This window comes from Candidatus Nitrosotenuis cloacae (assembly GCF_000955905.1).
Classification (GTDB): domain Archaea; phylum Thermoproteota; class Nitrososphaeria; order Nitrososphaerales; family Nitrosopumilaceae; genus Nitrosotenuis; species Nitrosotenuis cloacae.
The window spans coordinates 169,358-188,133 of sequence record NZ_CP011097.1 but is presented as its reverse complement, the minus strand read 5'-3'; the positions used below and the strand labels follow the sequence as shown (position 1 = coordinate 188,133).

Sequence of the window (18,776 nt, the reverse complement as noted above, 5' to 3'; positions counted from 1 at the left end):
AAATTATTTTCTAAATTGAACATTTGGTGTTTCAGGTTGCGGTATTATAATGAGACCACCATCTCTTAGCTGGCCAATTAATTGGATTACTTCCTTTTCAACTTGGGATCTTTGAAGTCCTGTTTTTTGTGCAAATATATCTACCAGCTCTGTGATCTTGCGTTGTCCATTGCATGACTTCCAGAAATCAATGATTGCCTGATTTACCATGAATCCCTGATTGTGCTCATTTGCCAAAACCATTCCACCGTCTTCTTGTTGTACCAAAGAGCCGACACCTTGAGGTAGTGCTGTTTCATAATCTATTGGTGCAGGGCTATTCCCAGATGACATGCTCTTGAGTTTGGCTTTGGCAGATTCTGACATTTTGTCCATTGTCCATGGAGGATTCCAGACAATGTCCACTTTGACATCATTAACGCCTGGAACCTTTTTTACATATCTTGTCACATCTTGAACTAGTGTTTGATGCAACGGACAGCCTTGAGTGGTCAGAGTCATTTTGATATTGACGTCATTTGATGGCGTAATGTCGATTCCATAAATGAGTCCCATTTCCACAATGTTTAGTGGGACTTCTGGATCCATACACCTGGTAAGAGATTCCCTTACTTGCTCGGCATTAACTGACATATTTTGTATGTGGTTCTAAAAATGAATAAAAACTTTCTATTTCTTAGCTTCAAATAATTTTTTGATGGATTCTTCAAATGGTGGTTTTGCAACGCCTGCTTCTGTGATTATGCCCGAGATAAGTTCTGGTGGAGTCATATCGAATGCGGGATTTATCACATTAATTCCATCTGGTGCTGTCTTTCTATCGCCAATTTGTGTTACTTCGGTTCCCTTTCGTTGCTCTATTATGACTTCTTGTGGGCTGCTTTTCATATCAAATGTGGACAAGGGTGCTGCTACATAGAATGGAATTCCGTGCTGTTTTGCCATTAATGCAACTTGATATGTTCCAATCTTGTTATACACATGGCCGGTTCGTAACACTCTGTCTGCACCTACAACCACTTTGTTTACTAGCTTATTTGCCATGGAATAACCAACAGCAGTGTCCGGAATCAGACTGACGTCAAATCCATCGTGTTTTAGCTCAAATGCAGTTAAACGTGATCCTTGTTGTACAGGTCGAGTTTCGGTTGCGATTACTTTGATGTTTTTTCCACTTTCCTTTGTAGCTCGTATTACTCCCAATGCAGTTCCATATGCCACAGTAGCTAGAGATCCGGCATTGCAGTGAGTCATTATTGTATCATTGTTGGAAAATAATTCTGAACCGTATTTTCCCATAGTCATGTTAATTTTGATATCATCTTCCGCCATTTGCTTTGCCGTATTTATTATGAGATTTTGTATTTCTGAAACAGTGTTACCTTTTTTTGCTACCATCATAATTTGCTCAAGACCCCATGCCAGATTTACTGCAGTAGGTCTTGTCTCAAAGAGAATTTTTTTTGCGATCTCTAGATCAGAGATTAGTTGTTCTTTTGTGCTGGATTTACTTTGAAGCGAGGCCAATGCCAATCCAAATGCACCTGCAACACCAATGGCCGGAGCTCCCCTAATAATCAAAGTCTTGATTGCATTTGCGACATCCAAATAATCAGAATATTCTACACGTACAAGCTCCACAGGAAGTTTGGTCTGATCAATCATCACCACTTTGTTATTTTTCCACTCTATAGTTCTTAATAGGGGCAATGTTTTTTCGGTCAAGTAAAATAATCAGATTTTTTTCGTTATTTAAAATAAACTTGTTAACCATTATATCACAAGATGTCATTCAAAAAACGATTGCTCGACTCGTCTATCTTGAATAAATTTGACTCATATGGAATGTACAAGGTTTATGATAGATGGCCTGAGATTGCAAAGGAAAGTTACAATACGGATCTTGCACAAATCAATTTTGAGAAAATTTCACATATTGTTTTGACTGGAATGGGTGGGTCAGGAACAATTAATGACATATTTTCTTCCATATTATCCAAGACAAATATTCACGTTGATGTTGTGAAAGGATATCATATTCCAAATACGATAAATGCTAACACTCTGGTAGTCACTACTAGCGTATCTGGGAATACTGCCGAATCTCTGACGGTATTAAATTCAGCTAAGAATACAGGTAGTAAAATAATCGCATTTTCTAGTGGCGGTAAAATGGAAGAATACTGTAAGGCAAATAAAATAGAACACAGACATATTTCCACATATCATTCTCCAAGAGCTTCATTGACATCATTTCTATTCGCGATGTTAAAAATTTTACAACCTATAATTACAATAAAAAAAACAGATGTCGTTGAATCAATCGAGAATTTAGAGTATATACAAGAGAAAATATCATCTGCAAATCTTACTTCAGAGAACTCAGCACTAAGTCTTGCAGACTGGATTTCAAACATTCCAGTGATCTACTATCCTTGGGGACTTCAAGCAGCTGCAATTAGATTTAAAAATTCTCTTCAAGAGAATGCAAAAATGCATGCCATGGCAGAAGATATCATAGAAGCTTGTCATAATGGAATTGTCGCTTGGCAAAGGCAGTCTGATCTTAAACCCATTTTGATCAGAGGGGAAGACGATTACGTAAAGACAAAAGAACGATGGACCATCATCAAAGAATACTTTGAACAAAATAAAATTGAGTATAAAGAAATTTCTTCTGCTAATGGGAGCATATTGTCAAAGATAATCGGTTTGATCTACTTGCTTGATTACTCCACGATATATCGTGCTGTAATCTCAGGAATTGATCCTACTCCCGTTAACGCAATTAATTTTGTAAAAAGCCGAAGTAAATAGATTAAAAATTTAGTATTTTTTATTGTTTCTTGCGTTTCAAGATTTTTGCATAATCATCATTGATTTCTTTTATCAGATTAAGCGCATCATCTTTTATCAGATCAAGATTTGGGATCACGCAGTGGCCTCCTATGAATCCAGGATACATTTTTGGCCTATTTCCAAGAAATTTGTGAATTTCATCTGCAAATGACCACATTTCATCGTAATTGATTTTATTTTTTACAGCGATCATATTGCTTAGTTGAGCGTAGTTTATCAGCCATCCATAATATGACGTGTCGACAACAATTTTAGCAAGTTCAAGTGTAATTGGATTCGACATTCTGGTTGTTTTTATGCCACATTTTCTCATGACGTTTGAATAAGTTGTGGCTGCCCAGGTTGCTCTAGGGGCATTTTTCTCAACGGCGTAAAATTTTGTGTAACGTTTCAGATCATAGGCCATTCTTTTATGGACTCCACGCGTGGCGCTATAGATTACAGGAATCAGTGATTTTTGTTGGAGAGTACTAGTTGTTTTTGGGCGAATGGTACTATGTATGATCACACATTCTGGTTGAAATTTTTCACTTAGTAAAACAACATTTGTAATAAAATTTGTAGTAAATGGAATACAGACGTGCAGAAATCTAGTAGACAAGTTTTGATATTTTAAAAATTTTTTGCCGTCCATTAATTTTGGATTAATGTCATACCCAACTACAGGATTAGTCTTTGAAATAATCTGTAAGATTGGTTTTCCTATCTCACCAAGTCCAACTACAACATCTTTTTTCAAGTAATGAATCTATGAAAATCGCCTAAATTAACTAAATGCTCAAGAAGCCTACAAAAATTACTATGTCATACACTGAAAGAATATTAGATTAATTCTCATATTAAGTCGGTTTTAATTTGTCTTTTTATCAGGCTTTAGAGAAAGTGAAATTTTGTAATGTAAATCATCCAGAATCATTTGTATCGTACATATCGTTTGAAATTAAATTTTCACGTGTTCATTTCGTAGAATTGAAAAAAGAAAAGTATTCCACCACTTACCTCTTCGCCATAATGAGTTGCGTAACACTATTTCTTGTGTAAAGTTCATTTTTTTAAAAAGTTTTATTGAAGTTTCATTATATTCGAAAACCTCAGCCTCCAGTCGATGTAGTTTTAATTTGTTGAATCCATAATCAATCAACATTTGTAAAGCCGCTGTACCAAATCCTTTACTCTGGAATTTTTTTTCGCCTATGATTATTGCAATAGATGCAGTTTTATCATTCAGATCAACATGAATTAAACCACATACTCCTATCGGATTATCCAATTTATTGGTGACCATAAACATAATACGATCAGAATTTTTTTGCAGTGTTTCATACCAATTTTCTTGGTTAATCATGTTAAGAAGAACATATTGAGTATTATATGCAAATATATCATTAGAATTTCTCCATCTTTGTAGAGTTCTCAGATCATTTTTTGTGATTGTATAAAAATTTACATGTTTTCCATACATTACAACTTTTTTAGATTTTAATTTGCTCATAATATTATGAAAATTTGTTAACTGAGTCAATGATCAAATCAAGATCAGAATCAGAAAGATTAGGATGTGTGGGAAGAGCTACTATTGAATTTCCTATTTTTTCAGTTATTGGGAGATTGGAATGTTTATCATACATTGAAAATTTGTGAATTGGTTGATAATGTATTCCAGTCTCAATACCAACACTTTTCATTTTCTTTCTAAATCGATCCCTATTTTTTAATAAAATCCAGTAAAAGTGATACGAGCAGTTTTTATCATATGGAATTTTTTGTTCTAGATGAATTTCATTATGAAATCTTTTTGCAATTTTCTTTCGTTTACTGTTTAAGCGATCTAGTTTTTTTAATTGTATTAACCCGATTGCAGCAGAAAATTCATTCATATAGAAATTCCAACCTAGATCTTTTATATCATAAGATACATCTTTCCTATCAGTTATTCCACACCATCTTTTTGATGAAAAGATTTTTCTCAGATTTCTATGATCAGAACGATTAACTGAAATCAATCCACCAGACGGCATTGCAAGATTTTTTACGGGATGAAAGCTAAAACATACCATATCTCCATGTGAGCCTATTTTTTTGCCGGCATATTTAGCACCACATGCATGAGCAGCATCCTCGATTAGTGCTAAATCAAACTCTTCTTTGATGTGTTTTAGTTGAGATAAATTTGCAGGCATACCTGCAAAGTGAACAGGCAATATGGCTTTGGTATTCTTGGTGATTTTTTTCTTTATGTCAGAGGGATCGATGCAGAGGGTTTGCGGATCTACTTCTGCAAAGATCGGTTTTCCACCATTATATACAACTGCATGAGCTGTACTCACAAAAGAAAGTGAGGGCAGAATAACTTCTTTATTTTTAATATCCAATACGGAAAGCGCAAGATGTAATGCAGCTGTTCCACTATTCACAGCAATACAATCTTTTGAATTCACATATGCGCGAAATTTTTTTTCAAAATCGTTGACACGTCCTATCCCGGCACCAGACGCCCAAAATCCATTTTTAAAAATTTTTTTTATTGATGATTCCTCTTCGCCAGATACTACTGGATCAAATAATTTAATTTGATTCATTTTTGTATTCATTTGAGAGTTTTGAATAGATAATAGAGCTCCACCATTTTCCACTTCTCCATGCTTTATCTCTCAAAACGCCTTCTTTTTTAAAATTCATTTGTTCAAATAATGCTATATTTTCTGTCGATATTTGAAAAATTTCTACCCATAGTCGGTGAAGATTAAGCTCTTCAAAGCCATATTCAAGCATTAGATTAATTGTGTCTTTTGCTTCCTTTGTTTTTTGCCAATTTCTATTTGACATATAGATAGAAATTTCAGCATGTTTATTTTTCCAATCAATATATGTAAGTCCCGTAACACCATCTAGTTTTCTATTTTTTTTCATAATTCCGAACATGATATGTTTGGGCGGATTTTCAGTGTGAATTAATTCAAACCATTTCTTCTGATGTATCATGTTAAGCAATCTATATTCCCGAGTAGTTTTTCTCACATGTTTGCGGTTCCTCCAATCTTTCAATAATTTCAAATCTTCTTGTTCTAATGCTCTTAACTTGACATATTTTCCTTCAAACATATGAAATACTGACTTGAATAGATAGATAAATCAATATCTCTATCACTAAAGTCGATAGAGATATGGTTTACTTATTTTGTGCATACAGAGATTGGGCAATTTTGTTATACCAAAAATTGGTCAAAAAACATAAAGATTTGATTCTACTTGATAATCCTAAAAAATTGACATCTACGTATTTAAAAAAAATTAAACCTAGTTTAATTTTCTTCCCAGATTGGTCATGGATTATTTCAAAGGACATAATAAAGAATTATCAATGTATTTGTTTCCATGAATCTAATTTGCCAAAGTTTCGTGGCGGAAGTCCAATACAAAACCAAATAATTCGTGGCATAAAAAAGACTAAAACTACAGCATTTATAATGAATGAAAAACTCGATGGTGGCGACATATTACTTCAAAGAGACTTGTCATTGAATGGAACATTGAATGAGATATTCTCCCGAATGATAGAAAATGATTATTTTTTAATCAATAGAATCATTGAAGGTAAATTTAGAAGGCGAAAGCAAGCTGGTAAGAGTACTACATTTAAGAGAAGAAAACCTGAAGAAAGTGAATTGGAGACGCTAGATTATTCCAAAAAATACATCTACGATTTCATACGAATGCTTGCAGATCCTTACCCTCATGCCTATATTAAGTTCGGAAAGAAAAAAATTGTTTTCAAAGATGCAAAATATGACGGTAAAAAACTCGAATTTCGAGGAGAAATAATTTGAAAGTTCTTGTAATTGCTGCTCACCCAGATGACGAAGTCTTGGGAATGGGTGGTACTATCACAAAATATGTGAAAAATGGACACGAATTGAAAATAATCATTATGGCTACAGGCATTATTTCTCGTCGTTCTTCTGAATATACAAATTCGACTAATTATCAAATAAATAAAAAAACTATGGAAAAGATGGAAAAACAAGTAAGCGCATTACAGAAGGATGCTAGCAAAGCTGCAAAAATAATGGGTGTAAAAAATATAGAATTCATGGACTTACCAGATAATGAGATGGACAAGATTTCAAACTTGGAGATAACAAAGAAAATAGAATCATCAATAACAGATTTTAGACCGGATGTTATTTTTACACATTCACAAAATGATATCAATGTTGATCATAGAATGCTTTATGATGCAACCATAACTGCAACAAGACCACATTCTAAATATCAAGTAAAAGAAGTGATATCTTTTGAAGTGCCATCATCTACAGAATGGTACTTTCCAGCAAAATTTTCTCCAAATATGTTCATTGATATAAGTAAAGAACTTGCAACTAAAATTCGAGCGTTATCGGCTTACAAAACTGAGATCAGGAATTTTCCACATCCGAGATCTGAGAAGGGTTTAGAAGTAATTGCAAGGCGATGGGGAACAGTCTCGGGCTTTTCTGCAGCTGAGGCATTTTGTCTGGTCAGGCAATTTAAAAATTCATTATAACAATTATTTTGGCATTACTTTGAAAGACAGTCAAATTGTTGATTATCTATTTCATTCATAATCCAGAATTCCTTCACCAATTTCCACATCTTTTACAGCCTTTTTTCCGCTAATCTGTGCAAGAAATCTTGGTTCCAGCCCCCTGGTCATATTACCTGGTCGGAGTACTTCAAAGTTATACCCTTCTCTTAAAATTTCACCTTTTGTAATTTTTCTAATTGCTTGGATAGATCTTTTAGCAAATTTCTGCAATTCGTTTTCTTCTTTGAGGACTTCTTTATTGCCAGATCCTTTAGATTTGTCTGCTTGTCTAATTGAGGATATCATAAGTTCCAATTCAATTGGGATTAGTGCAAATCGATGATCCGGCCCAACAAGATTTCTATCACTTGTGAAATGCTTTTCTATTACCGTTGCACCAAAGCCAACTGCCACTAATGGTGCTATTAGTGGATCCATGCTGTGATCAGAAAATCCCACAGGAAGACAATACCTTGACTTCATCTGAGGGATCACACTCAGATTCATAGATTCCATAGGTGCAGGATATTTTGATGTACATTGTAAAAGAGTTATTCGATCATGGACTTTCTTAACAAGATTCACTGCAAAGTCAATTTCGTCATATGTGCTCGCACCAGTTGAAATAAGAATCGGTTTTTTTGTTTTTGCAAGAAATTCAAGTAATCTGACATGATTTATTTCAAACGAAGCAATTTTGTGTATTGGGACGTATGGATCTATTTCTTGAGCATCTTTTATTGAAAATGGTGTTGCCATGAAAATTATTTTTTGTTTCTCAGCATATTCTGCAAGAATTGGTATCATTTCATAAGGCATCGATAAATTTTCAAAGATTTCATTGATGTTTTCACTTATACCATGTTCAGAAAGATAATTGCTGGTGCCAGCATTTTGAACATATGTGGTTTCAGGTCTGTAGACTTGAAATTTTATGGCGTCAGCTCCACACTCGGCTGCAATAGTTATGAGTTGTTTAGCTCTATTGAGATCGTCATCAAAAGTTCCACATTTCCAATTCGAGCCACCTTCTGCGATGATAAAGGTTCGATTTTTATTATTTAGATCATCAAACGAAAACATGAGATGTTTTTTGTAGCACTTTATAAAATACTTTATTTATACATAGAACCAAAAAACACGATATAATCATAATACATGTTTATGAATTACATTTTTGTTTATGGTAAGTAATTCTGGTTCTTGGGTTAGCAGATTTATTATATCATTCATAAGTATTGGGCGTTTATTGATTTTAGATATGATTTTTTTAACAAGAATAAAATCCTCAATCTGATCTACTGTCCATCTAAATGATGAAAGATTTTCTTGGTTTTTTACATGATGAATTCTAAATTCCTCTGGATTATTATAGAAATACGGAGTAACGTGCTCTCTTTCAGCATCTTGTTTTGCATTCATCCAAGCTTTCTCAAGAGCATTAAATGAAAAAACTTCTGTTTCTGTTCCATAAGGAAATGATCTAGAAACCGCATTGGAAGCATAATCGCATGAGCTTGATTGGAATTCAGATATCACTTTTCCTACGATGATTGGATCAATTAACGGATTATCTGCAGTTATTCTAACAATAATAGAAATCGAGTGGAGTTTTGCACATTGATAATATCTATCCAATACATCAAGAGGGTTGCCTCTGAAGCATATCATATTTTTATTTTGTGCAAATGTTTCAATTACGTCATCTTCTTTTAAATCGGTGGTCGCTATGATGATTTTATTAATATTATTACAATGTTTAAGCTGTTTAATTACATAATCTAAAATTGTATTATGTTCGTCAAGATTCATGAGTACTTTTCCAGGCAATCTGGCTGAACCCATTCTTGCCTGTATGATACAGCCAATCAATCGTTAAAATGAGTCAATTGCCTAATTAAAAAGCTATTTTGTTTGATTTGCATAATTAAGTCCACAACATTGAAAATTTGTTTAGAATACACAACTAAGAGATCAGATGTAACTGGACTTGAATTGTAGATAAATAAAGAAGCAAACTGATAAAACTGACTGATATTTAGAAAAATTAATGTTTGATGGAAAAAAAATTCTCATTACAGGCGGTACTGGGTCATTAGGGCAGGCACTTACCAAAAGATTATTGCAGACAAATGTATCTACAGTACGGATTTTCAGCAGAAATGAAAATAAACAAGTCATGATGGAATCTAACTTTCATGATAAAAGACTTAGATTTTTAATCGGTGATGTTAGAGAAAAAGAACGTCTTGCAACAGCCTTAGAAGACATTGATATTATTTTTCATGCGGCAGCACTAAAGCATGTTCCTATTATTGAATACAACCCATTTGAGAGCATAAAGACCAATGTAATAGGCTCACAAAATGTAATTGATGCATGTCTACAACAAAATGTAGAAACTGCAGTATGTATTGGGACGGACAAAGCAGTTTCTCCACTCAATACATATGGAGCAACAAAACTATTAATGGAAAAATTGTTTGTTACTGCAAATAATTACATGAATCGAAGAAAACACAGGACAAAATTCTTAGCTGTACGTTATGGGAATGTGGTTGGAAGTAGCGGTTCTGTCATTCCAAAGTTCATTGAGCAGATCAGAGCTAAGAAAAAGATAACAATAACCGATCCAAAAATGACAAGGTTTAGCATAACGATGGATCAAGCTTTGGATCTCATAATAGACATAGCATTAAATGGAAAAGAATCGGAGATTTACGTTCCGAAACTCAAGTCATATTCAATCGTGGATGTCAAAGACACCCTGTTTGAATTGATTGGTAAGACTGGAATTGAAGTTGTTGGAATTAGGCCAGGGGAAAAACTACATGAAGTATTGATCAATAAAGATGAGATGCGTTCAAGTTGGGATTTGGGTAAAAAATACATGATCGCAAATCCACTACGAGAAGAATCAAACATCAAGAAATCTTATAAAAATAAGATCAAAAAAATCAACAATATAGAAACCTATTCTTCAGATAATGTTGAAAAATTATCTAAAACAGAATTGAAGAAAATGATAATACAATCAGGTCTGCTAGAAACTAAAAATAACAACCAATCAAATTCAGTATAAGATCACAGAGACATTGAAGAACAAATAAAATAAGAATAACATTAATCTGTGTTTTAGAAACTAAAGTTCAATTGTTCCTTTTGGAGCATCAAAGCCTTTGCCCGACCAGCCACTCTTTTCATTGTATTCCTCAAGATAAATTTGAATTGCTTTTCGTTTAACATCTTTAGTGATGTATCTTACTCCATGAGCTGCACGCGGTCCATCTTGAAACAACCCCATAGTATTGTCTAGGTTATACGCTTCAACCAGAATCTTTGATTCGTCCGTATCTGACGCAAAATATGTTCCTCCTGCATCACCCTTTTGCCATCCTTTTGAAAAATAAAAGAATATGATTAATGTGCTGGGGCCTTCATTATGGATATGTGGTAGTTGAAATCCCCCTTTATGATACAAAACAAATCTAAAAGTTTTCAATTTGTTTACAGGTATTCCAGAAAATTTTCTTACATTATCTATAAATTCCTTAGAGTGTAGAAATCTATAAAATTTGTTCCATTCTGGGCTAACCCTTGGATCTTCTACTTCCTCAGCATATTGACCAGAATCGATTTCGCCCCATCCTCTAAACATTTGATTTTTTGAATATGATGTACTAGTCTCCCAACCATTGGACTCATCATATTCAGGAAAAGTTTCATACAGCTTTTCATAGAAATCACGCTTCATGACTTCTTCAATAAGCTCAAATTTGAACGGCTTATTGTTCTTAAATGTCTCAGATTGTTTAAAGAAGTTTTCCCAATTAAAAATTTCATCGAAGTTTTCCAAATTATACCTAACCTCCATTTGTCTGAGATTGTAATATAGTGTTATTCATTTTGTACAATACTGATGTTAGAACCATTTTATAATATTTTTTTATAAGCGGTTGAAGAAATTTAGCCTTAATTGATAACTTTAAATCGACGTCAAAGACAACTTTAGTTCCGGAATCTATTTTTTCAAAAGTTACATTTAATGTTGTTCCTTTTGCAGGACCAGATATTATTTCAGTAGTTAATTGATTATTTCCATTTTTTCGATGTAATGCATGTTGAATAATTTCTTTTTTTAATAGAGTACTAAAAACAATGATTTCCTCAGTTTTAGTTTCGTTTCCATTTTGTTCAATTATCTTAACTGATTTAAGTTGATCAGGAAGATATTGCGGAATGGATTCATAATCTTCTGATAATTTCATTAACTGGTTTGGTTCTGTAGGAAGATTGAATGAAAACTCTAATTTAGGCACGCGATTGTTCTAATCCGGTAATATATTTATATTTTGAAGAATCCCAAGATAGAATTCAAAATAAAATATTTTGTAGATTATTTTTTGAGGTTTTGGATTTTTCTTCCAAATAAATGTCCTGAGACTTTATTAGAAAAACTGTCCCGATTAGGATTAATTCTATACAACATATATTCAAAACCAGAATCGTCCAACACTTTCAGTAATTCAGCAAGACTGTGTTTTGTTATTTCAAACGCTTCATACTCAATTTTTACTTGATCAACCTTTTCCAGATCTTGTTTTGTAAGAAAGAACTCACATCCCTTACAATCAGTTTTTAGTATGTCAACATGAGATATGTTAAATTCTTTAATTGCAGATGAAAGACTATAACCCTGTACCTCAAAGACTACATAATTATCTCCGTGTGCATTATATACAAATGATGATCTTCCAGCAATGTCAGCTTTATTTGCATGATAAAATTTCAATATTCCATCTTTACCAATTGCGGCATTAATCGGAGTAATTCTTTTTGCCAGTTCTGGATTAAGACTGAGATTTCGCAGCATTGCATCGTAATGAGCTTTCATAGGTTCAAAAGCAAATACTTTTGCTCCCCTGCTTGCATAGTACAAGGCTGTATCACCACATTCTGCGCCAACATCCACCACAGTTTTATCAGTATAATCATCATCATAACGAATGGTATGAATATCTTGCACAAATGCCTCACCGATTGTGTTGCCTGGATGTATAGAGTCTAAATAAAATTTTATTCCTCTTGAAGTTTCAATAATTTTTTCACCATTACTTTCTGAAATTACTAGTGTTTTATCACGGAAATCTTTAAAATTAATATTTTTAGTCTCAAAATTTGCACCATATCTCAAACCTACAGCCAAAGTAACAATCAAATTTTCATCTTCAATCGATAAGTCATCGAGTGGAACCGTGAAAGTGTTCCTCATATCCAGTGTAAGTTTAATTTTTCTATCAGGTGTGATAACATACGACGTAGAATACATTAAAACCATCACAAAATGTAACATGATGTCAAATTTTACACTGCTAAAACTAACTGAATGTCCTTTTATTTTTAGAGTATAATTTTTGCAGCCAATTAAAATAGAAAGAATGAGTCCAAATCGATTATCAACTACTTTGATAAAGGGAAGTAGATAGTAAATTATTCCTAACTTGTGAATAATGGACAACACGGTTAGAATTTTCACTGGTCATTTAACTTTTAGTTTTTGAATAGAAACTATATAATCAAAATAACCTGTTTTTAATTTATGAATAATACCATATCAATTTTGGATGAAAATTTTGATATTATAAAATTGAAAGAAGAGACAATTCGTCACAAAACTGTACAAACATTTGCGCTCAATTATTTTGCTCATAGAACCTTGGAAAAAAACGGTTTAGAACATGAGTTAGGAGATCAATATCTTACTAAAGAGGATAAAACTTTCATTGACGATAAATCAATAGACATAACTACAAATTGGTACAATCAAGATTCGTTAAAACCATTTTTGATGTATCAGGGAGTAAATCTTGGTAGTCTTATCGAGCTTGAGCTTTTTCATTATATCTTATCAGTGTATATAAAAGCAATCTCAATTTTTCGGATAATTGAAAAAGAGAATCCAAAAACAATTATCACTTCTACCAACGTAGACGAATTTGTTAAAACTATATGCAATACAAAAAATATTAAAATAATTTCATTACAAAAACCCAAAACTGATTCAATGTATTTTGATACCATAAATGTAAAATATAACATCGGCCCGATTCCGATTTCTATCAAACTCTCAAAAAACAATTATCTTAAAATAAAAAATATTTTTGACAACATTACAAAATCTTTTTTTGGCCTAAACTCGATTAATTTAAAACATCAAAAATCAGTACTACTCTTGGATTTTAATCCTGTTTCCTACAAAACATTATTAAAAGAATTATCTAAACTAGATAAAAATATTTTATTATTAAATCAGAGACGACCTGCCATCTGGAATCTTAAAAGTATACAGATTGTCAAAAGCACAAAATGTATTATACTCAATCTTAATGATTTTGAAAAATATGAGCGAAATAGAATAAAGATGGAAACGATCAAACTCGGAGAAAATCTAACTAAAATGTTTGAACTAGATGACGTTTTTGAAAGCATTTTTACTGTTCAGTCATATTCACTGTGGAATTCAATCAAAAACACTTTTACTAAAACATGCATTTCCAGATTCACAGAATCTCTCAGAAGAATGACTTTACTTGAACATCTCTTTGAAGGATTTGACATATCTGTCATTTTAGAATGGGCTGAAACTGCCCAAGAAGAAAAAGAGATTCTTAACTTGTCAAAAAGAAAAGAAATTCCTTCAGTGTTATTACAACATGGAATGCTTGCAAACTCACCCCCATGGGATAAATTTTCCAGGTTTCTTGCGCATTTCTCATCTCCATTTATGAGTGATAAACAAGCAGTATGGGGAGAATTAACAAAATCTTTTGCACTGAATCATAATCATCAAGAAAAAGATATTTTAATTTCTGGTAGTCCTCGTCATGATGAATTTTTTCATTTCAGTAAGGCGACAAAAGACAATGGGAGGATATTATTTACAACTACTGGCGCCTCGGGAGTTTTTGCAGAAGGATCTACTTCTGATGTTCATATAAAATTTGAAAACTTTGTTAGAGAAGTTTGCAGAGTTTCAAAAAAACTGGGCAGGCAATTGATTATCAAACCGCATCCTCAACCGGACTCAATAAACAACATGCTTGAACTTATCAAAGAAATAGACGATAAAATACCAATAGTGCTAGAAACAGATCTGAAGGATTTAATCAGTTCCTGTGAGTTGTTAATAACATTCAACAATTCTACGACTGCCTTGGAATCTATAATACTAAACAAACCTACAATTTCATTACAAATTGAAAAATGGGCAGAAGAAAGCCAGATTGCAAAAATGAATGCGGTACTATCTATCACCAAGGAACAAGACATAGAAGATGGAATTAAGAAAATGCTGAGCAACGCTGAGCTGAAAAACGAAATAAACCTGAATAGTAAAAAATTTTTAGAGCAATACTTGTCTAATCATGGGTGTGCGTCGCAAGTGTTAACAAAAATTTTAGATACCTTCTAAACCTATCTAATTATTTTACCCTGAAAACAAATGTTTTCAGCAATACCATTTTCTTCAAGCAGTTTCTTATATTCTTCATTTATCTTGGAAAACCAATTTTTAATCGATATTTCAGCGTTCTTCTTTTCTGGAATTGATAAATCTAATTTTGGTAGTTGACGACCATCAATCTGCGTAGCTTGTGGATTTCCTGTTAATATCCAATGTAGGTGATTAAAAACGGTGTATTCTTGAATAGTTTTTGTGGTTCCATTAAATCCTGCTTTTTCTAAAATCTTTTGAAGTGTTAATTCAGAATAGTAATAAACATGTGGAAGACGAAAGTAGAATTTCCTATATGATGATATGTTGTAAATCGAAAGAAGTGCATCGTTTATGTTCGGTACTTCAATGTAGATAATACCATCAGGTTTTAGATATTTTTTATATAATGACAAAAATTCTATAGGATTTGGAATATGTTCAAAAACCTGAAACATGAAAATGATATCAAAATAATTATTTTGGATAGGGGTTTCATCAATAGGTCGATCATATACAGTAAGATCGCAATTTTCACGAGCAAACTTTGCGTGGGATTGATCTAACTCGATACCAATAACTTCACCAACATGATCTTTTATAGTATGTAAAAAATGGCCTGTGGAACATCCCACTTCCAACACCCTATCTGAAGAATTCAATAATCGTTTGACATTAGACAGTCTCTCTTGCTGAAATGGGATTTGTATGTCAAACATTTCTTTAGCAGTAACCTTCTTTCCCAGTATTGGGCCATGAAGTGAACGATATTCTGTACCAGAGTAATCTACAACGTTGTTGGTCGGATCCTCTAATGAGATCAGGGAACAGTTAGTACATTGAACGACCTTACGAGGTATGTCGTGTCGCACCATATTGACAATAGTTTTGAAATTATCATTTTTACATAAGACACAATGCACATGAGTTTTAATTTTGAGATCATATATTACAATTTTGTATTTTAAAATTCCAACAAATATCTAACCATTTAAACAATAACCTAATATCACATGACACGTACAAATTTTTATTTGAAAATACTAGTAGTCGGATATGGTTCCATAGGCAAAAGACATGTTAACAATTTAATGAAATTAAAAAATGTTGAAATCCTAGTTTGCTCTAAAAATAAAGACACAGATCAGCTCAAAAAGAATGGGATTCAAGTTTATGATTCACTTGCAAAATGTCTTGATGAAAAACCTGACATTGGTTTTGTTTGTAATGTTACAAGTTTACATGTCAAAACAGCTATAAAATTGGCACAGAGTGGGTGTCATTTGTTCATAGAAAAACCACTATCCAATTCCTTGGCAGACATTAACCGTCTCATTACATTGATCAGAAAGAAAAAACTAATCACGATGGTTGGATGCAATTTAAGATTTCATAAATGCATACAAGGAATTAAAAAAGAAATACAGAATAACGAAATTGGAAGAATTATTTCAGTACGTGTAGAGAGTGGCTCATATTTACCAAACTGGCATCCTTGGGAGGATTATCGTACCAGCTATGCATCCCTAAAAAAACTGGGAGGCGGCGTAGTCCTGACATGCATTCATGAAATTGATTATCTATGTTGGTTTTTTGGTAATGTTGACCAAGTATTCTCCTTTACAGGCAAATTTAGCGATCTAGAAATATCTGTCGAAGATCTTTCGGCGATTTTACTTAAATTTAAGAAAAATATCATAGCCGAAGTTCATTTGGATTACTTCCAACAACCTGATTTCCGTAGCTGTAAAGTCATAGGCACCAAGGGAACAATATATTGGGATTCTGAGACTAACGAAGTACATTTGTACGATACGGATAAGAGAAAATGGATTAGGAAAATAAAACTGAAAAATTATGAACGAAATGAAATGTATATCCAAGAATTGTCATATTTTATTAATTGCGTTAGAAACAAAAAAACAACTATGAATACTGTTAATGACGCATTAAAAACACTTCAAGTGGCATTTGCGACAAAGAAATCATCATCATTAAACAAAATCATGAAATTATAAATTAATTGAGGTTTATTTGATAAGTTTTTGTTTTAACATCATTTCAGCAATTCTGAACTCCAATTCCGTATCAATCATCAAACCTGTTTCAGGCGAAATTTCATAGGGAAGTCCTTTTGGAAGGAATGGATTTTTGAATTTTAAGAATCTCTTTGTATTGTATGTGTACAGTCCATTTAATTGGTAAACTTTTGGTGCATCTTGACGTCTTTTTGGTCGAATTTTCATTTTCTTGCTAAATGTTAAAAATTTGTCTCGGCCTAATTCCATCATATTAAAATATGGATTAAAATGCTGGACGTAGACCCCATATACCACATCACACTTTTCTCTTTTCAACAGATTAATGCTGCCTTGGATATCAGAATTACGTATGAATGGAACAGTACAATCGCGGTTAACGAACGTATCAAAATCATATCCAAGTGAGCAAAGTTTTGTTATGCCATGTACCATTACATCTCCCATCCCAGCAGTATCAGTGGCTAACCTTCTCGGTCTTCTAAATGGAACTTCAGCTCCATATTGCTTTGATATTTTTGCTATCTCATCGTCTTCAGTTGACACTATTACGTGACTAAAAATCTTTGAATCAATTGATTTTTCAATTGTATGCGCAATAAGCGGTTTATTGATCAATAATCGTATATTTTTTTTTGGAACTCCTTTGGAATCACCTCTCGCGGCAATGAAACAAATTGGTTTCATGTCGTTTTCATATTATGAACATTATAATAAACATCTTGGATAGTTGGATGATTTATCCGGCCAGAGATATTGCAGATATTCTCCATAAGTATATGTATAATTAAGTAAAAAATTCATTATTGCGAATTTTAATAGTTGGGCTTGGCTCAATGGGGAAAAGAAGAATAAGAAATCTGTTGAAACTGGGACAATCAGACATAATTGGCTTTGACACAAGAAAGGACAGACGGAATGAAACCACAAAAAAATACCACATTAAGACATTTTCTCGATTAGATGAGGCATTTGAAAAAAAACCTGGTCTCATGATCATCTCCACTCCTCCTGATCTACATCTCAAATACGCTAAAGTAGCAATAGAGAAAAACGTTAATTTTTTTACCGAGCTTAATATGTTTTCAAAGGACATAGAACAGATAATACACAAGATGCGTGGAAAGTCTATTGTAGGATTACCGTCATGTACGCTTCGATTCCACCCCGTCGTAAAAAAAGCAAAACAGTTACTTGATAAGAATACGATCGGAAATGTCTTGTTGATACAGCAACATATTGGCCAGTATTTACCTAATTGGCACCCTTGGGAAGATTACAGGAAATTTTTTGTATCAAAAAGAGAAACTGGCGGTGCAAGAGAATTACTACCGTTTGAATTATTCTGGTTGACGTATTTATTCTCGGACATAAAATCAGTCTATGCAAATATCGGGAAAGTTTCAAAACTGGATGCAGATATTGACGATTTTTATCAAATTCTTATTGAGTTTAAAAATAAAATATTTTGTACTCTAAATATTGATGTTGTATCAATACCTTCATTTCGTGAGACTAAGATCATTGGTGAAAAAGGTACTATACTATGCAATTTTGTTGAGGGTACGATAAAAATCAACAGAGGGAAGAATTGGAAAGAGTTGAAATTAAACATGGGTTCGGTGGCAAAGGGATATGTTGGGAGTACTCCTCCAGAGGCACTATATGAAGATGAAATGAGAGCTGTTTTGAATGCCATAAAGAAAGAGAAGAAATACCCATATTCGATGAATGATGAGCTAAAAACCTTAAAGACAATGGATATCATAGAGCAAAGCAGCAAAAAAGGAAAAAAAATAATACTTGAATAAATTACGGGCCA

Annotated in this window: 20 protein-coding genes; 7 read left to right on the top strand and 13 right to left on the bottom strand. The window is 33.0% G+C overall.

The genetic code is table 11. The features are described from left to right. Window positions 1–3 precede the first annotated feature (3 nt). Together SU86_RS00915 and mtnA are read right to left on the bottom strand one after the other, a co-directional pair. Window positions 4–633 carry a PqqD family peptide modification chaperone gene (locus SU86_RS00915; RefSeq protein ID WP_048186867.1) on the bottom strand — a complete coding sequence of 210 codons (630 nt, stop codon included), beginning with the start codon at window positions 631–633 and terminating at the stop codon, window positions 4–6. 36 nt (window positions 634–669) lie between these two features. Continuing rightward, on the bottom strand, window positions 670–1,710 hold the full coding sequence (gene mtnA / locus SU86_RS00910; RefSeq protein ID WP_420887331.1) for an S-methyl-5-thioribose-1-phosphate isomerase: 1,041 nt from the start codon (window positions 1,708–1,710) through the stop codon (window positions 670–672). A gap of 111 nt (window positions 1,711–1,821) precedes the next feature. Between mtnA and SU86_RS00905 the strand changes: the two genes are divergently transcribed. Further along, window positions 1,822–2,817 carry an SIS domain-containing protein gene (locus SU86_RS00905; protein WP_320408990.1) on the top strand — a complete coding sequence of 332 codons (996 nt, stop codon included), beginning with the start codon at window positions 1,822–1,824 and terminating at the stop codon, window positions 2,815–2,817. A gap of 19 nt (window positions 2,818–2,836) precedes the next feature. On the opposite strand, the gene SU86_RS00900 is transcribed toward SU86_RS00905, so the two are convergent. The 4 genes from SU86_RS00900 to SU86_RS00885 form a co-directional block, all read right to left on the bottom strand. Next, complete coding sequence (locus SU86_RS00900; protein ID WP_048186864.1) at window positions 2,837–3,598, bottom strand: hypothetical protein; 762 nt, start codon at window positions 3,596–3,598, stop codon at window positions 2,837–2,839. Window positions 3,599–3,799: 201 nt separating this feature from the next. Then, window positions 3,800–4,351, bottom strand: a complete 552-nt coding sequence (locus SU86_RS09305) for a GNAT family N-acetyltransferase (protein ID WP_148550698.1) — start codon at window positions 4,349–4,351, stop codon at window positions 3,800–3,802. Window positions 4,352–4,355: 4 nt separating this feature from the next. Then, a complete protein-coding gene (locus tag SU86_RS00890; RefSeq protein WP_320408989.1) occupies window positions 4,356–5,492 on the bottom strand; it encodes a DegT/DnrJ/EryC1/StrS family aminotransferase in 1,137 nt (378 codons plus the stop codon). After that, window positions 5,425–5,961: a GNAT family N-acetyltransferase gene (locus SU86_RS00885; RefSeq protein ID WP_048186863.1), complete on the bottom strand. Its 537-nt coding sequence runs from the start codon at window positions 5,959–5,961 to the stop codon at window positions 5,425–5,427. Before SU86_RS00885 ends, SU86_RS00890 begins: the two co-directional genes overlap by 68 nt. Before the next feature lie 62 nt (window positions 5,962–6,023). Between SU86_RS00885 and SU86_RS00880 the strand changes: the two genes are divergently transcribed. Continuing rightward, window positions 6,024–6,686, top strand: coding sequence for a formyltransferase family protein (locus tag SU86_RS00880; RefSeq protein ID WP_048186862.1), 663 nt, complete (start codon window positions 6,024–6,026; stop codon window positions 6,684–6,686). Then, on the top strand, window positions 6,683–7,402 hold the full coding sequence (locus SU86_RS00875) for a PIG-L deacetylase family protein (protein WP_052755406.1): 720 nt from the start codon (window positions 6,683–6,685) through the stop codon (window positions 7,400–7,402). Before SU86_RS00880 ends, SU86_RS00875 begins: the two co-directional genes overlap by 4 nt. Before the next feature lie 51 nt (window positions 7,403–7,453). Here the strand turns inward: SU86_RS00875 and SU86_RS00870 are convergent, their stop codons facing one another. Both SU86_RS00870 and SU86_RS00865 read right to left on the bottom strand, forming a co-directional pair. Continuing rightward, the gene (locus tag SU86_RS00870; RefSeq protein ID WP_048186861.1) at window positions 7,454–8,506 is read right to left on the bottom strand and encodes an N-acetylneuraminate synthase family protein; all 1,053 of its coding nucleotides are present in this window, start codon (window positions 8,504–8,506) and stop codon (window positions 7,454–7,456) included. Window positions 8,507–8,572: 66 nt separating this feature from the next. Beyond that, window positions 8,573–9,295 (bottom strand): cytidylyltransferase domain-containing protein, encoded by a 723-nt coding sequence (locus SU86_RS00865; RefSeq protein ID WP_048186860.1) that lies wholly within the window; start codon window positions 9,293–9,295, stop codon window positions 8,573–8,575. 178 nt (window positions 9,296–9,473) lie between these two features. On the opposite strand from SU86_RS00865, the gene SU86_RS00860 reads away from it, so the two are divergent. Next, entirely contained in the window at window positions 9,474–10,505 is a 1,032-nt protein-coding gene (locus SU86_RS00860) for an SDR family NAD(P)-dependent oxidoreductase (RefSeq protein ID WP_048186859.1), read from the top strand. Window positions 10,506–10,565: 60 nt separating this feature from the next. On the opposite strand, the gene SU86_RS00855 is transcribed toward SU86_RS00860, so the two are convergent. The 3 genes from SU86_RS00855 to SU86_RS09300 form a co-directional block, all read right to left on the bottom strand. Continuing rightward, window positions 10,566–11,279, bottom strand: coding sequence for a hypothetical protein (locus SU86_RS00855; protein ID WP_148550697.1), 714 nt, complete (start codon window positions 11,277–11,279; stop codon window positions 10,566–10,568). Window positions 11,280–11,286: 7 nt separating this feature from the next. Next, window positions 11,287–11,742 (bottom strand): type II toxin-antitoxin system RatA family toxin, encoded by a 456-nt coding sequence (locus SU86_RS00850; RefSeq protein ID WP_148550696.1) that lies wholly within the window; start codon window positions 11,740–11,742, stop codon window positions 11,287–11,289. 77 nt (window positions 11,743–11,819) lie between these two features. Beyond that, window positions 11,820–12,941, bottom strand: coding sequence for an FkbM family methyltransferase (locus SU86_RS09300; protein ID WP_052755404.1), 1,122 nt, complete (start codon window positions 12,939–12,941; stop codon window positions 11,820–11,822). 81 nt (window positions 12,942–13,022) lie between these two features. Between SU86_RS09300 and SU86_RS00840 the strand changes: the two genes are divergently transcribed. Beyond that, entirely contained in the window at window positions 13,023–14,894 is a 1,872-nt protein-coding gene (locus tag SU86_RS00840) for a glycosyltransferase family protein (RefSeq protein WP_048186856.1), read from the top strand. A gap of 2 nt (window positions 14,895–14,896) precedes the next feature. On the opposite strand, the gene SU86_RS09295 is transcribed toward SU86_RS00840, so the two are convergent. Continuing rightward, on the bottom strand, window positions 14,897–15,790 hold the full coding sequence (locus tag SU86_RS09295) for a class I SAM-dependent methyltransferase (protein ID WP_052755403.1): 894 nt from the start codon (window positions 15,788–15,790) through the stop codon (window positions 14,897–14,899). A 159-nt stretch (window positions 15,791–15,949) separates the two neighbouring features. Here SU86_RS09295 and SU86_RS00830 point away from each other — a divergent pair, with 159 nt between their 5' ends. Beyond that, window positions 15,950–16,933, top strand: a complete 984-nt coding sequence (locus SU86_RS00830) for a Gfo/Idh/MocA family protein (RefSeq protein ID WP_236687718.1) — start codon at window positions 15,950–15,952, stop codon at window positions 16,931–16,933. Between the two features lie 12 nt (window positions 16,934–16,945). On the opposite strand, the gene SU86_RS00825 is transcribed toward SU86_RS00830, so the two are convergent. Then, a complete protein-coding gene (locus SU86_RS00825) occupies window positions 16,946–17,641 on the bottom strand; it encodes an acylneuraminate cytidylyltransferase family protein (protein ID WP_048186854.1) in 696 nt (231 codons plus the stop codon). A gap of 119 nt (window positions 17,642–17,760) precedes the next feature. On the opposite strand from SU86_RS00825, the gene SU86_RS00820 reads away from it, so the two are divergent. After that, window positions 17,761–18,765: a Gfo/Idh/MocA family protein gene (locus tag SU86_RS00820; protein WP_148550695.1), complete on the top strand. Its 1,005-nt coding sequence runs from the start codon at window positions 17,761–17,763 to the stop codon at window positions 18,763–18,765. The last annotated feature ends 11 nt before the right edge of the window (window positions 18,766–18,776 follow it).